The sequence below is a fragment of the Thermasporomyces composti genome, from assembly GCF_003386795.1.
Classification (GTDB): Bacteria; Actinomycetota; Actinomycetes; order Propionibacteriales; family Actinopolymorphaceae; genus Thermasporomyces; species Thermasporomyces composti.
Map to the genome: position 1 here is coordinate 4216154 of NZ_QTUC01000001.1, position 15379 is coordinate 4231532.

Annotated in this window: 12 protein-coding genes; 10 read left to right on the top strand and 2 right to left on the bottom strand. The window is 67.9% G+C overall.

Annotated elements, in window-relative coordinates:
* Nucleotides 1–13: 13 nt before the first annotated feature.
* From yajC to DFJ64_RS18410, 3 genes are all read left to right on the top strand, one after another.
* Complete coding sequence (gene yajC, locus DFJ64_RS18400; protein WP_115851561.1) at nt 14–403, top strand: preprotein translocase subunit YajC; 390 nt, start codon at nt 14–16, stop codon at nt 401–403.
* A 123-nt stretch (nt 404–526) separates the two neighbouring features.
* Nucleotides 527–1069, top strand: a complete 543-nt coding sequence (locus tag DFJ64_RS18405) for an adenine phosphoribosyltransferase (RefSeq protein ID WP_115851562.1) — start codon at nt 527–529, stop codon at nt 1067–1069.
* 466 nt (nt 1070–1535) lie between these two features.
* Nucleotides 1536–3761, top strand: a complete 2226-nt coding sequence (locus tag DFJ64_RS18410) for a RelA/SpoT family protein (protein ID WP_211310857.1) — start codon at nt 1536–1538, stop codon at nt 3759–3761.
* Nucleotides 3762–3765: 4 nt separating this feature from the next.
* Here the strand turns inward: DFJ64_RS18410 and DFJ64_RS18415 are convergent, their stop codons facing one another.
* Both DFJ64_RS18415 and DFJ64_RS18420 read right to left on the bottom strand, forming a co-directional pair.
* A complete protein-coding gene (locus tag DFJ64_RS18415) occupies nt 3766–5007 on the bottom strand; it encodes a DUF349 domain-containing protein (RefSeq protein WP_245941226.1) in 1242 nt (413 codons plus the stop codon).
* 20 nt (nt 5008–5027) lie between these two features.
* Nucleotides 5028–5924, bottom strand: coding sequence for a peptidylprolyl isomerase (locus DFJ64_RS18420; protein ID WP_115851565.1), 897 nt, complete (start codon nt 5922–5924; stop codon nt 5028–5030).
* A 266-nt stretch (nt 5925–6190) separates the two neighbouring features.
* Here DFJ64_RS18420 and DFJ64_RS18425 point away from each other — a divergent pair, with 266 nt between their 5' ends.
* From DFJ64_RS18425 to DFJ64_RS18455, 7 genes are all read left to right on the top strand, one after another.
* Nucleotides 6191–6931: an MBL fold metallo-hydrolase gene (locus DFJ64_RS18425; RefSeq protein WP_115851566.1), complete on the top strand. Its 741-nt coding sequence runs from the start codon at nt 6191–6193 to the stop codon at nt 6929–6931.
* Entirely contained in the window at nt 6928–8199 is a 1272-nt protein-coding gene (gene hisS / locus DFJ64_RS18430) for a histidine--tRNA ligase (protein WP_245941228.1), read from the top strand. The genes DFJ64_RS18425 and hisS overlap by 4 nt, the downstream gene beginning before the upstream one ends.
* Nucleotides 8200–8322: 123 nt before the next feature.
* Nucleotides 8323–10155, top strand: a complete 1833-nt coding sequence (gene aspS, locus DFJ64_RS18435) for an aspartate--tRNA ligase (protein ID WP_115851567.1) — start codon at nt 8323–8325, stop codon at nt 10153–10155.
* 268 nt (nt 10156–10423) lie between these two features.
* Complete coding sequence (locus tag DFJ64_RS18440) at nt 10424–11410, top strand: ABC transporter permease (protein WP_115851568.1); 987 nt, start codon at nt 10424–10426, stop codon at nt 11408–11410.
* Nucleotides 11411–11439: 29 nt separating this feature from the next.
* Complete coding sequence (locus tag DFJ64_RS18445; RefSeq protein WP_115850934.1) at nt 11440–13230, top strand: ABC transporter substrate-binding protein; 1791 nt, start codon at nt 11440–11442, stop codon at nt 13228–13230.
* Between the two features lie 99 nt (nt 13231–13329).
* Nucleotides 13330–14322 carry an ABC transporter permease gene (locus DFJ64_RS18450; RefSeq protein ID WP_115851570.1) on the top strand — a complete coding sequence of 331 codons (993 nt, stop codon included), beginning with the start codon at nt 13330–13332 and terminating at the stop codon, nt 14320–14322.
* A 2-nt stretch (nt 14323–14324) separates the two neighbouring features.
* A complete protein-coding gene (locus DFJ64_RS18455; RefSeq protein ID WP_115851571.1) occupies nt 14325–15371 on the top strand; it encodes an ABC transporter ATP-binding protein in 1047 nt (348 codons plus the stop codon).
* Nucleotides 15372–15379 lie beyond the last annotated feature (8 nt).

Here is a 15379-nt window from a genome sequence, read left to right on the forward strand (position 1 = left end):
GACCCACCTCGCCATGTTCCACAGCCACGCCGCCGTCGTCGCAGGCGGAATCGCCTCGCCGCCGTCAGACGCCACCGCGGCTACGGGTGGCAGCGTCTGGGCCCTGCTTCTCCCGATCCTGCTGCTCGTGCTGTTCTGGGTGGTCGCCATCCGCCCCCAGCGCAAGCGGCAGCGGGAGACGATCGAGATGCAGCGTCGGGTCCAGCCCGGGCAGCAGGTGATGACGGGCGCCGGGCTGCTCGCCACCGTGCACTCGGTCGAGGACGACGTCGTGGTGCTGGAGATCGCGCCGGGAGTCCACGCCCGGTACGTTCGCCAGGCGATCATTCGGATCATCGAGCCGTCGACCGGCGACGGAAAGGACTCCGGTCCTTCGGCATCCTCAGGTGAGACGAGCTCCTGAGCCGTACCGGCGCGCAGCGCATGGAGCTCAGCCTGATGGACCGGTGACGGGCACCGGTAGCGTGTCGCCCGAGAAGGCCGGGCACGGCAGGGGCTGACCCGGCGGTCACGAGGAACGGCGAACATGAGCGACGTGCGCGAACTCGACGATGTGGTGCGGCAGCTGGTCCGCGACGTGCCCGACTACCCCAAGCCGGGTGTGACGTTCAAGGACATCACACCCGTGCTGGCCGATCCTGACGCCTTCGCCCGCAGCGTCCAGGCTCTGGGCGCGCCGTGGCGGAGCCGGCTGCCCTCGGTGACCAAGGTGGTCGGTATCGAGGCGCGTGGGTTCATCCTCGCCGCCCCCGTGGCCCTGGACCTGGGTGCCGGCTTCGTTCCGGTCCGCAAGGCGGGCAAGCTTCCAGCCGCCACCTACTCACAGGCCTACACCTTGGAGTACGGCGAGGAGGTCCTCGAAGTCCACCAGGATGGGTTCGTCCCGGGCGATCGGGTTCTCGTGGTCGACGACGTGCTCGCCACAGGCGGGACGGTCGAGGCCACAGCCCGCCTGGTGCGAGCGGCCGGCGCCGAGGTGGTGGGCGTCTCCGTCCTGCTGGAGCTCACGTTCCTCGGTGGCCGTGATCGGGTCACCGATGCCGAGGTCCACGCGCTGGTCTCGGTCTGATCCCATCGCCCCTCCGTTCGGCGTGTCGGGCGCCGCGGCGACCGTTTCGGCGCGTCGGTCTCGGTGTGGACCTGGCCGGTCTCGTCCCGTTCGCGACGAATGGCGGGCCGGAGTGTCGGAGTAGGCGAGGGACGCGGCACCATGGAACTGGACGCGATCCACTACAGGTTCTGGTCGTGTTTGTCCACACCGAGACGTACTGGCCCGTGAGCTGCCCGTAAACTGGTGCCTTGCCGCCCTGGAGGAGGCTGTTGTGGCCGAGGAAGCCATCTCGCGCGCGTCGGTGCGCGGCGATGCCCGCCGCACGCTGCAACGCATCGTGAGCCTGCCCGGCAACTCCTCCCCACCACCGGACGTCCAGAAACCAACCGATGCTCCGTCCGGCTCGTCCACGCCTCCCGCGCGCCGTGGTGGCGGACGCTGGGGATCGGGGCAGGGCGGACCGTTCGCGGCCTCCTCTCGACGCATGCGTCAGCGGCTCGCGCGGCTGGGCCGCTCACAACAGACCAACCCGGTCCTGGAGCCGCTGTTCCGGATCGTCCGCTCGACCCACCCCAAGGCCGACCTCTCGCTGATCGAGAAGGCCTACCGGACCGCGGAGAAGTACCACCGAGGCCAGACTCGCAAGAGCGGTGATCCCTACATCACGCACCCGGTGGCGGTGGCGACGATCCTCGCTGAGCTGGGCATGACCCCACCGACGCTGTGCGCGGCGCTGTTGCACGACACGATCGAGGACACGCCGTACACCCTCGAGCAGCTACGCGAGGACTTCGGCGACGAGATCGCCATGCTCGTCGACGGGGTCACCAAGCTCGACAAGGTCAAGTACGGCGCCTCCGCGCAGGCCGAGACCATCCGCAAGATGGTCATCGCGATGGCGAAGGACATCCGCGTCCTCGTCATCAAGCTAGCTGACCGGCTGCACAACATGCGCACCTTGCGCTACTTGCCGCAGGCCAAGCAGGAGCGCATCGCCCGGGAGACGCTGGAGATCTACGCCTCCCTCGCCCACCGGCTGGGGATGAACACCCTCAAGTGGGAGATCGAGGATCTCGCGTTCGCCACGCTGCACCCGAAGCTCTACGACGAGATCGTTCGCCTGGTCGCCGAGCGCGCCCCGTCCCGGGACGAGTACCTGGCCAAGGTGATCGACCAGGTCCAGACCGACCTTCGCAACGCCAAGATCAAGGCGACGGTCACCGGGCGGCCCAAGCACTACTACTCGATCTACCAGAAGATGATCGTGCGAGGTCGGGAGTTCGGCGACATCTACGACCTCGTGGGCATCCGTGTCCTCACCGACTCGGTTCGCGACTGTTACGCGGCACTGGGCGTGATCCACGCCCGGTGGAACCCGGTGCCGGGCCGGTTCAAGGACTACATCGCGATGCCCAAGTTCAACATGTACCAGTCGCTGCACACGACGGTGATGGGCCCGGAGGGCAAGCCCGTCGAGATTCAGATCCGCACGTTCTCGATGCACCGGCGTGCGGAGTACGGCGTGGCGGCGCACTGGAAGTACAAGGAGGACGCCACCGCCGGGCGGGACACCGACCGACCGGCCGGACCCAACGACATGGCGTGGTTGCGCCAGCTGCTCGACTGGCAGAAGGAGACGGAGGACCCTGGAGAGTTCCTCGAATCGCTGCGGTTCGAGATCAACTCCAGTCAGGTCTACGTCTTCACTCCACGCGGCGATGTCATCGCGCTCCCGGCCGGGTCCACACCCGTGGACTTCGCCTACGCCATCCACACCGAGGTGGGCCACCGGTGCATCGGCGCACGGGTCAACGGCCGCCTGGTGCCCTTGGAGAGCCAACTGGAGAACGGCGACCTGGTGGAGATCTTCACCTCCAAAGCTCAGGGCGCCGGGCCGAGTCGCGACTGGCTCAACTTCGTCAAGAGTCCGCGGGCGCGGAACAAGATCCGGCAGTGGTTCACCAAGGAGCGCCGCGAGGAGGCCATCGAGCAGGGCAAGGAGACCCTGGCGCGGATGGTCCGCAAGGAGGGCCTCCCGCTGCAGCGAATGCTCACGCACGAGACGCTCGCCGCGGTCGCCCAAGACCTGCGCTATCCCGACGTCTCGGCGCTGTACGCGGCGATCGGGGAGGGCGCTGTCACCGCTCAGGCGGTGATCCGCCGACTGTTGCAGACCATCGGTCGCGGCGAGGAGGAGGCGGAGGACGTCTCCGAGAGCGTCGTCCTCTCCGGCGAGCGAGGTCGCGAGCGGCTCCCGCGCGGCGACTCCGGTGTCGTCGTCAAGGGCGTCTCCGACGTCTGGGTCAAGCTGGCCAAGTGCTGCACGCCCGTGCCAGGCGACGAGATCGTCGGCTTCGTCACGCGCGGCGCCGGTGTCTCGGTGCACCGAGTGGACTGCGTCAACATCAACCACCTGAACCGTCAGCCCGATCGCATGGTCGAGGTCGAGTGGGCGCCGACCTCGCAGAGTCTGTTCCTCGTCCAGATCCAAGTGGAGGCCCTCGACCGGGCGCGGTTGCTCAGCGACATCACCCGGGTGCTGTCCGACCAGCACGTCAACATCCTGTCGGCGTCGGTGACGACCAACCGAGACCGCGTCGCCAAGAGCCGGTTCACGTTCGAGATGGGCGACCCCAAGCACTTGGGGCACGTCCTGCGCGCGGTCCGGGGCGTCGACGGCGTCTTCGACGCCTACCGGGTGATGAACTGAGGCCTTACTCCGACGAGAGCTCGTTGAGGGTCTTCTCCACCTCGGCGAGCCACGCGCGACGGGCGGACAGCGCCTCCTCGGCCCGCCGCTCGGCCTCCGCGTCACCCCGCGCACGGGCGTCCGCGAGTTGGTTCTCCAGCTCGGCGATGGACGACCGGAGCTGCTCCAAGGTGTTGTGAGCGCGAATGCGAGTCTCGGGGTTCGTCCGTCGCCACTCGCGGGCCTCGGCGGCTCGAATAGCCTCCTCAACACGCCGCAGGCGCGCCTCGATGGAGCGGACGGCCGACCGAGGGACGCGCCCGACCTCGTCCCAGCGTTGCAGGATTCCACGGAACGCCGCCCGTGCACTGCGGTGGTCGCGAACCGGCAGGAGCGCCTCCGCCTCGGCGAGCAGCGCCTCCTTCTTCGCCAGGTTCTCCTTGTACTCCGCGTCCTGCTCGGCGTACGCCTGGGCGCGTGCGGCGAAGAAACGATCCTGCGCCGCTCGGAAGCGTTTCCTCAGCTGTTCCTCGGCCTCACGCGGTGCCGCGCCGGCGGCCTTCCAGCGCCGCATCAGCTCCCGGAAGCGAGCGCTCACCCGGCTCCATTCGGTGGAGTCGGCGAGCGTCTCGGCCTCGGCGGCGATCTCCTCCTTGATCTGCCGAGCCTCCTCGCGACGGGCGTTCAGCTCGGCGAAGTACTGCTTCCGACGCCGGGTGTAGGCGGTGCGGGCACTGGAGAAGCGGCGCCACAGCTCGTCGTCGGTCGCCTTGTCCAGCCGGGGAAGGCTCTTCCACTGCTCGAGCAACTCCCGGAACCGGCCCACCCCGTGGCGCCAGTCGCCGCCGCTGGAGATGGCCTCGGCCTCTTCGGCGATCGCCATCTTGGTCTGCCGGGCCTCTTCCAGCTGGCGCTTGCGCTCGGCCCGACGCTGGGCACGACGTTCTGCGATCAGCTCCTCGAGCTGAGCCAGACGACGCTCAAGGGCGCCCAGGTCGCCGACGGCTTGGGCTTCGGCCACGTGGCGGCGTTCCCGGCGCACCGCGGCGGCCGCCTCGTCCAAGCTCAGGATGCCGCTCTCGACGCGGGAGGCGAGGAGCTCAACCTCCAGGGCCAAGGCGTCGTACTTGCGGCGGAAGAAGGCGAGCGCTCCTTCCGGGTCGCCGACCTGCCAGGATCCGACGGCGCGCTCACCGGATTCGGTACGGACGTAGACCGTTCCGTCGTCTGCGACCCTGCCCCAGGGGTCCTCTGCCGTTCCGCTCACTGCTCGCTCCTGGTCGCAGATCACTTCGTCGTGACCTTGACATCCTTGATGACGATCGAGGTCGCCGGACGGCCGACTCCGTTGTCGTCCGAGCCGGGTGCCAATCCGCCTCGGGCCACCTCCCTCACGACGTCGAGGCCGGTCCGCACCTTGCCGAACGCCGTCACCCGGTGATCGAACCGTGAGGACTCACCATAGGTGATGTAGAACCGGCTCCCATTCCGATTCTCGCCGTCGGCGAGCACGAGCCAGCCCGCGTCGTACTGACGCCGGTCGTCGTTCTCGTTGCCGAAGACGTAGCCCGGCCCACCGTCGCCGCTGCCCGTCACGTCACCGCACTCGAGGTACCGCGCCCGCGCCGGCTCCACCGCCAGCCCGGTGCACGGGGTGTTGTCGAACGCGCCCTTGTTGGCGAGGAATGTGAAGGAATGGACGGCGCAGCTGGCGTCCTCGCCGAGCAAGTCCACGGTGATGGTGCCGCGGTTGGTGGTGATCGTGGCGACTGCGTCCGTGCGGGGCGCGCTCGAGGCGGGCAGCCCGAACGACTTCTGGTTGGGTCCGTCGTAAGGGACGTAGACGCATTCTCCAGGCTTGGTCGGCCGGGGCGCCGCGGCCGCCGCCGCGGTGGCGGTCGGGGTGCTCGACGGCGACGGGGACGCGCTGGCCGAACGGGAAGCGCTGGGCGAGGGGGAGCGAGCCGGGGTCGAGGTGGGCGTTGGCGACGCGCTGGCCGGACTGTCGTCGCTGACCAGGGCGAAGATCCCATAACCCCCCGCTCCGACCGCGAGCACGCCCGCGACCGCGCTCGCGATGATCGCGCGCCGGCGGGCTCGCTGCCGACGCAGCGCGCGGCGTGCCTGCTGGCGCTCCCACTTCTGTCGGGCGAGCTGGCGCCTGCGCTTCTTCTTCGTAACCACCGACGACCTGTCTCTCGTAGTGGTGTCCGACGATCGGCTGGCAAGTCTAAATGGCGGAGGTCACAATCGCGCCCTGCCGACCCTCATCCTCGCGCATACCAACGTGGAGGTGGTCCAGCCGGTTCGCGAGGGTCCCCCGTCGGCTCACGGGCTGTCCACCCGTGCACGGCTCGCCCTGGCCGGTGCACAGATCGGTCCGCTCCGCCGGTACGCTTCCAGCTCCGAGGTCACCACGCCACCATCGACGTCGCGAGAAGGACAACGTAGTGCTCGTCGCCGGCTTTCCGACCGGAGTCTTCGCCGCGAACTGCTACATCGTGGCGTCAGCGAGTGGCGAGGAGTGCGTCGTCATCGACCCCGGGCAGGACGCCGCGCCCGCGATCGCCGACGTCGTCCGGGAGTACCGGCTCAAGCCGGTCGCCGTCCTCCTCACCCATGGACACCTCGACCACATGTGGTCCGTTCGCCCGGTCTGCGGCAGCCACGACGCGGTGTGCTGGATCCACCCCGCCGACCGGAGGCTGCTGAGCGACCCCTTCGCCGGTCTCCCACCGGAGTGGGCGGGAGCGCTCCTCGGCGGCGGTGAGCGATTCGCCGAGCCGGACGACGTGCGTGAGCTGACGGACGGGACGACCCTGGAGCTCGCCGGCCTCACCTTTCGGGTCGACCACACCCCAGGCCATACCAGCGGGTCGGTGACGTTCCGGACTCCCTACGAGCCGGGGTCCGCGCGCGAACGCTCAGCGTTGGCGTGGAGCGCGCCGGTGGAGGACGTGCCCGAGGTGATGTTCTCGGGCGATCTGCTCTTCGCCGGCTCGATCGGACGCACCGACCTGCCGGGCGGTGACCACGCGGCCATGCTGGCCAGCCTCGCCGAGAAGGTGCTGCCGCTGGACGACCGGATCGTGGTCCTGCCCGGCCACGGCGACCAGACGACCATCGGCCGGGAACGCCACACCAACCCCTTCCTGAAGGGCCTCGTCCCCGGCCCAGCATCGAGCGGGTGACACGACTGATGACCTTCCAGGCGCCCAAGGGCACCTACGACATCGTTCCTCCGCAGTCGGCGGCGTGGCTCGCGGTGCGTGACGCCCTGTCCCGCCCTCCACGGCTGGCCGGCTACGAGTACGTCGAGACGCCGACCTTCGAGGAGACGGCGTTGTTCGTCCGAGGTGTCGGCGAGTCCACCGACGTCGTCACCAAGGAGATGTACACCTTCGAAGACCGCGCGGGCCGCTCGCTCACGCTTCGGCCGGAAGGCACGGCGGGGGTCTTGCGGGCCATCGTCGAGCGTGGCCTCCACCGCGGTCAGCTCCCCGTCAAGGTCTGGTACTGCGGGCCGAACTTCCGCTACGAGCAGCCGCAGTCGGGCCGCTATCGCCAGCACACCCAGGTGGGGGTGGAGACCGTCGGGAGCGACGACCCCATGCTGGACGCTGAGGTGATCTGGCTGGGGACCGAGGCACACCGCCTGCTCGGCCTGCGGCGAGCCCGGCTGCTGCTCAACAGCATCGGCTGCCAGGAGTGCCGGCCGCCGTACCGGCGCCTGCTCCAGGAGTTCTTGCGCGGTCTCGACCTCGATGACGACACCCGCCGGCGGGTGGAGATCAACCCCATGCGGGTCTTGGACGACAAGCGTCCTGAGGTCCAGGCGCAGCTGGGGGACGCGCCGCTGATCATCGACCACTTGTGCGGGGCGTGCAAGGACTTCCACGACCAGGTGCGCGGGTACCTGGCGGACCTCGGTGTGACGTGGGAGGACGCGCCCCGCCTGGTGCGCGGGCTGGACTACTACCGGCGGACGACGTTCGAGTTCGTCCACGACGATCTCGGCGCCCAGTCGTCGATCGGCGGCGGCGGCCGCTACGACGGCCTGCTGGCGACGATCGGAGGCCCGGACCTTCCTGGCGTGGGATGCGGCCTCGGCCTGGACCGGACCCTCCTCGCGGTGCGCGCCGAGGGCCTCGCCGTCGGCGACGAGAGCCGGTGCGACGTCTACGTCGTTCCGCTCGGTGACGCGGCACGGCGGCGGGCCGCCATCCTGGTGCGCGACCTGCGTCAGGCGGAGATCCGCGCGGACACCTCGTACGGCGGGCAGGGCCTCAAAGGCGCCATGAAGGCGGCGGGCCGGTCGGGTGCCGCGTACGCGCTCATCCTGGGTGACCGCGAGCTCGAGCAAGGCACGGTCGCGGTGAAGAACCTGCGCAGCGGTGAGCAGAATACGGTCCAGCTCGACCGGATCCTGCCGACCCTTCGTGACGCCCTGTCGATGTAGCTGGGCGGCGTGACCGGGCGAGGCGGCGTCGACGGTGTCCGCTGTCGACTTGTCGGCCAGACGTCCGGCCCATGGTTGTGGCCAGCACAAGGTAAGGCCAGTACAAGGTAAGGAGAGATTGGCGTGATCCGCTCGCACGAAGCCGGCACGCTCCGGGTCGACCAGGTCGGCCAGACGGTGACGCTCGCGGGTTGGGTGGCTCGGCGTCGAGACCACGGGGGAGTGGCGTTCATCGACCTGCGTGACGCCTCGGGCGTGGTCCAGGTCGTGATTCGCCACGAGCAGCTCGCCCAAGGCGCCGCGGGTGTCGATGTCCCCGCGTCCGTGGACTCCGGTGCCGCCGAGGTCACCCACGGGCTGCGTCCGGAGTCGTGCGTGCGGATCGTCGGCGAGGTGCGTCGCCGGCCGGAGGGGAACGAGAACCCGCAGCTGCCCACGGGTGACGTCGAAGTGGTGGCCAGCGAGGTCGAGGTTCTCAGCACAGCGGATCCGCTGCCCTTCCCCATCGAGGACTGGCAGCAGGCTCCCGTCAACGAGGAGACCCGGCTCCGCTATCGCTACCTCGACCTGCGTCGGCGCGAGATGGCGTCGCTGCTGCGGATGCGCTCGCGGGTCAACCACCTCATCCGCGAGGTCTTGGACCATCACGGCTTCATCGATGTCGAGACGCCGTACCTCACCCGCTCCACGCCCGAGGGTGCCCGCGACTTCTTGGTGCCGGTGCGTCTGCAGCCGGGGACGTGGTACGCGTTGCCGCAGTCGCCTCAGCTGTTCAAGCAGCTGCTGATGGTGGCCGGACTCGAGCGCTACTACCAGATCGCTCGGTGCTTCCGCGACGAGGACTTCCGGGCTGACCGGCAGCCCGAGTTCACCCAGCTGGACATCGAGATGTCCTTCTGTTCCGCCGACGACGTGATGGCCCTCACCGAGCAGGTGTTGAGCCGGATCTGGAAGGACGTCCTGGGGTACGAGATCCCGACTCCGATCAGGCGGATGACCTATGCCGAGGCGATGCGTCGGTTCGGCACGGACCGACCCGACCTCCGCTTCGGCTGCGAGCTCGTGGACTTCACCGAGTACTTCGCCAACACCCAGTTCCGGATCTTCCGCGCGCCCAGCGACGGAAGCGAGTCCCACTGGCACGTGGGCGCGGTGGTCATGCCCGGCGGCGCCAGCCAGAGCCGCAAGGAGCTGGATGCCTGGCAGGAGTGGGCCCGCTCGCATGGCGCCAAGGGTTTGGCCTACGTCCTCGTTGGTGAGGACGGCCAGCTCGGCGGACCGGTCGCCCGTAACCTCAGTGAGGACGAGCGCGCGGGACTCGCTCAGCACGCCGGCGCCAAGCCAGGCGACTGCGTCTTCTTCGCCGCCGGTCCGCGGGCGGAGGCGCTCAACCTGCTCGCCGCGGCGCGGCTCGAGATCGGCGAGCGCTGCGGGCTCATCGACCGTTCGCGGTGGGAGTTCTGTTGGGTGGTCGACGCACCCATGTTCGAGCGGGTGGAGACCGAGGACGGGTTCGGGTGGACACCGGTCCACCACCCCTTCACGGCGCCGACCCCCGAATGGGCCGACCGGTTCGACACGGACCCGGAGAACGCGCTGTCCCAGGCCTACGACATCGTCCTCAACGGCACCGAGCTCGGCGGTGGCTCGATCCGTATTCACCGCGCCGACATGCAGTGCCGGGTGTTCGACGTCATTGGACTGAGCCCAGAGGACGCGAACAAGCAGTTCGGGTTCCTGCTCGAGGCATTCCGGTTCGGACCCCCGCCTCACGGTGGCATCGCCCTCGGACTGGACCGGCTGTGTGCGCTGCTCGCCGGGGTGGAGTCCATCCGCGACGTCATCGCCTTCCCGAAGACCGCGTCGGGTTCGGACCCGCTCACCGGGGCACCCACACCGATCAGCGCCGCTCAGCGGCGTGAGGCGGGCATCGACGCCGAGCCCGAGAAGGCGTGAAGCTGACCTTGCGTCATCGCAAGGTCACGTATCGGGTTGGGCGACCAGTCGGCGAGGAGGCCAGGGCCAAGGGGAGGGTGTCGCCACGTCGGGTGACGGCGTTCCGCACAGGAAAATCTACGAAGCGTGACCGCAAGCGTTTACAAATCGTAATGCGGACATGCTGTCGCCGAGCGAAGTCTGTCGTCTATGGTCAAGCGTCGCAGGAATCGAGCATCGCGATCTCGATCGCTGCTGGGAGCTCTCGCAGGAAGGCATACGGCACTCCATGGCGGATCCGACCCTGCTTGAAACGGGTGCGAGCCAGTCGGTGGAGACCACACCGACGCTGAAGAGCAAGTCTCCGACCCAGATCGCGTTGGAGCGACTCCGCAAAGACAAGATCGCCATCATCTGCGCGATCGTGGTGCTCTTCTTCGTCCTGATCGCGATCTTCGCCGACGTCATCACCGCGGTCACCCACACCGACCCCTACAAGCTCAACCAAGACCTGATCGACGAGTACGGGTTCCCGACCGTCAATCCCAGTGCGGAGCACCCGTTCGGGCTGGAGCCCCGGCTGGGGCGCGACCTGTTCGCGCGGTGGATTCACGGAGCGCGTCCGTCACTCATCGTCGCCGTCAGCGCCTCGGTCATCGCCACGGTCATCGGCGTGGCGATGGGGATGCTGGCCGGGTTCCTCGGTGGATGGGTCGACCGGGCCATCTCGTGGGTGATCGACCTGCTGCTGTCCCTTCCGCTTCTGCTCGTCGTGGTCGCTCTCGCCCCGGTCATCGAGACGAGGTTCCCCTCGGATGGCGCGGTCATCTCGAAGGTGCGGTTGTGGACCCTGGTCGGCATCTTCGCGCTCTTCGGCTGGACGCAGCTGGCCCGGCTCATCCGCGCCGAGGTGCTGTCCTTGCGGGAGCGGGAGTTCATCCAGGCCGCCCGCGCGATCGGAGTGCCGACGCGCCAGATCCTGTTCCGTGAGCTGCTTCCGAACCTGACAGGACAGATCATCGTCTTCCTGTCGCTGGCCATCCCCTCCTACATCGCCTCGGAGGCGGGGCTGTCCTACCTCGGGATCGGATTGACCGAACCCACGCCGTCATGGGGACGGACGATCAACGCGGCGATCGGCTACTACGAGACGTACCCGATCTACTTCTGGCAACCGGCTCTCGCCATCCTGGTTCTCGTCTTGGCGCTGAACCTGCTGGGCGACGCGATTCGCGACGCGTTCGATCCGAAGACGCGTCGCAGCGCGGCCGGCTGATGGAAAGAAAGGCAAGGAGAGATATTTCGATGCGTTGGAGACGACTAGCGGCCGTGGCCGGCGTTGTGGCGCTGGGTGTGGCCGCTTGTGGTGGTGGGGCAACCCCATCGGAGCGGGCGAAGGAGCAGCAGGAGCAGAAGGCTGCTTCCGCGAGCCCCTCGCCTGGTGGTGGGTACGAGGTGCTGCTGGACCCGGACGCGAAGGGTCCGGCCAAGGACGTTCCTGGCGCGCAGCGCGGTGGGACGATCACCACGTTGACGTCGGCGGCTCCGGAGACGTTTGACCCCACCAGGGCCTACTACATCGACGTCTTGGCGGTTCTGCGTCTGACGGCGCGGACGCTGACGGCGATGGAGCTGCGCGAGGACGGCAAGTACTACCTGGTGCCGGACCTGGCGACGGACCTGGGCCAGCACAACGAGGACTTCACCGAGTGGCGGTTCACTCTCAAAGACGGCATCAAGTTCGAAGACGGCACCCCGGTGACGTCGAAGGACATCGCCTACGCGGTCAAGCGCTCCTTTGCGACCGAGGAGCTGCCGTCGGGTCCGACGTACCAGCAGACGTACTTCCTCGACGGTGACAAGTACAAGGGTCCGTTCAAGTCGCCTGAGCAGGGTGGCGGTCCGGACTACGCCGGGGTGGAGACCCCGGACGACAAGACCATCGTGTTGAAGATGGCCAAGCCGTTCCCGGACCTGCCGTTCTACACGACGTTCCCGGTGTTCACCCCGATCCCTGAGGACAAGGACACCAAGGAGAACTACGGCAACCACCCGCTGGCGACCGGTCCGTACAAGTTCGAGTCCTACCAGAAGGGCAAGCAGCTGGTGCTCACCAGGAACGAGCACTGGGACCCGAACACCGACCCGGCTCGTCACCAGTACGTCGACAAGTTCGTGTTCAAGTTCGGGCAGGACCCGATCAAGTTGCAGGAGCAGCTGATCGCTGACAAGGGCCCGGACCAGTACGCGATCACCTACGACGGGGTGGACGCCTCGCTGCTGCCGAAGATCCAGAACAAGGAGCCCGAGGAGCGGATGCTCACGGGACCCGGCACCTGCACCTTCTTCGTCTACCTCGACACCCGTCGGATCCCGCTGGAGGTGCGTCGGGCGCTGGCGGTGGCCTGGCCGCACGACGCGCTGCACAAGGCCGCGGGTGACAGCCCGTTCACCTACGAGCCGGCGACCACGATCCTGCCGAAGGTGACCCCCGGCTGGCAGAACTTCGACGTGATCGGCAACGGCGCCAAGGGCGATGGTGACCCGGAGAAGGCCCGCAAGATGCTGGAGGAGTCCGGTCACCTGGGCTTCGAGATCGTCTGGTCCTACGCCAACGACGACGAGATCGCGGCTCAGGTGTCGGCGGTGCGGGAGGAGAAGCTGCAGGCGGCTGGCTTCAAGACCCGCGCCATCCCGATGCCGCGTGACCAGCGCCGGGCGGACATGGACAACCCGAACTCCGAGACCAACATCCGCATTCTGGGTTGGTGCCTGGACTGGCCGTCGGCGACCACGGTGTTCCCGGCGATCTTCGACGGGCGTCTGATCGAGCTGAACCCCAACAGCGCGCCGAACAAGTCGTTCCTCAACGAGCCTGAGGTCAACTCCGAGATCGACCGCATCGGCTCTCTGCCCATCGAGGAACAGCCCGCTGAGTGGGCCAAGCTCGACAAGATGCTCATGGAGAAGTACCTCCCGGTCATCCCCACCCACTACGGCAAGACCAACTTCCTCCACGGCTCGAAGGTCGGTGGCGTCGTCCTCGACGTCTACGGCGGCGGGCCGGACTACACGAAGCTGTACGCCAAGCAGTAGGGGTCGGGCCACGCATGTTGGGGGTGGGGACGAGCGGATCGTCCCCACCCCCAATGCCAAGGTCACCGAGGGGACGGCAGCAGAGGAGAGTGGTCAGCGGTGTTCGGATACCTGGTACGACGCATCATCGCGGGCCTCAGCGTGGTGCTCGTGGTGATGGTCGTCTCGTTCGCCTTGTTCTTCCTCGGGCCCTCCCGGCCCGAGTACGCGATGTGCGGTGACCGGAACTGCACGCCCGACCGACTCGCGGACATCCGCAGGAGCCTGTCACTGGACAAGCCGGTCCCTCAGCAGTTCGTCGAGTACTTCGGCGGCATCTTCACCGGTCGCGACATCCACTCCGGCGGCTTCGTGAAGGAGTGCCCGGCGCCGTGCTTGGGCTATTCGTTCACCGCTGACCAGCCCGTCACCGACATGATCATCGAGAAGATCCCCGTGACCGTCTCGGTCGCACTGGGCGCGATGGTGGTCTTCCTCGTCGTCGGTGTCACCTCAGGGGCCCTCGCCGCCATCCACCGCGGGACGCCGTGGGACAAGGCGCTCGTCAGTGGCTCGTTGGTGATGACGTCCTTCCCCTACTACCTCGTCGCTCTCCTCGCGGCCATCTACCTCACCATCCAGTACGAGATCTTCCCGCGTACCGGCTACACGCCGCTCACGGAGAACCCGGCGGAGTGGTTCAAGGGTCTCCTTCTGCCCTGGTTGGTTCTCGGCATCGTCTACGCGACCCAGTACGCCCGATACACCCGGGCGGCGATGGTGGAGGCGCTGGGCGAGGACTTCGTGCGCACCGCTCGGGCCAAGGGCCTCAGTCGGAACAAGGTGCACTTCAAGCACGCGCTGCGCGCGGGCTTGACCTCCGTCGTCACCATCCTGGGACTTGACTTGGCCGGTCTGCTGGCCGGCACGATCTTCACCGAGCGCATCTTCGACGTGCAGGGGCTCGGCCTTCAGGCTCTCGACGCCTTCGGCGTCGGTGACCTGCCGTTGATCATGGGCTCGGTGATGTACGCGTCGTTCCTCCTTGTCGCGCTCAACATCATCATCGACGTCGTCTACAGCTTCCTCGACCCGCGGGTCCGACTCGTATGAGCATGAACCAGACCACGAACACACGCGATCCCTTCCTCGTCGTCGAGGACCTCACCGTGCAGTTCCCGACGGCCGATGGGCTGGTCAGCGCGGTCAACGGCCTCAGCTACGAGGTCGAGCTCGGCCGGACGCTGGGCATCGTGGGCGAGTCGGGATCGGGCAAGAGCGTGTCCAGCATGGCGATCATGGGTCTCCACGACCCTCGCCGCACGAAGATCACGGGGAGCATCCGACTCCAAGGCACCGAGCTGGTGGGCGTCGACGACGAGAGGATGCGCAGGATCCGCGGCAACGCCGTGTCGATGATCTTCCAGGACCCGCTCTCCAGTCTCCACCCCTTCTACACGGTCGGAGACCAGATCGCCGAGGCCTACCTCGCCCACCACAAGGCATCCAAGGCCGAGGCTCGTGCCCGTGCGATCGAGATGCTGGAGCGGGTGGGCATCCCTCAGGCGAGGCGCCGGGCCGACGACTACCCGCACCAGTTCTCCGGCGGTATGCGCCAGCGAGCCATGATCGCGATGGCCCTGGTCAACAACCCGCAGCTGCTCATCGCCGACGAGCCGACCACCGCCCTCGACGTCACCGTCCAGGCGCAGATCCTGGACCTGCTGCAAGACCTGCAACAGGAGTACGGCTCGGCCATCATCATCATCACCCACGACCTCGGGGTGGTGGCCGAGGTGGCTGACGACGTGCTGGTGATGTACGCCGGTCGCTGTGTCGAGTACGGGCCCACTAAGGAGATCCTGACGCGGCCTCAGCACCCCTACACGTGGGGCCTGCTCACCAGCGCCCCCCATCTCGACCGTGACCCGGAGAAGCGCCTCACCCCGATCAGTGGTACCCCTCCGAGCTTGATCAACCTTCCGACTGGTTGCTCGTTCCACCCTCGGTGCCCGTACGCCGAGCGACTTCCAGACGAGCGATGCTCCGAAGTCCTGCCCGATCTGCGGACGAGCACGCGAGGTCCCGGCCATCTCGTTCGTTGTCATCTGCCCAACCCGGACGAGATCTTCGTCGACGAGATCGAGCCGCGTATCAGGTGAGAGGGGAG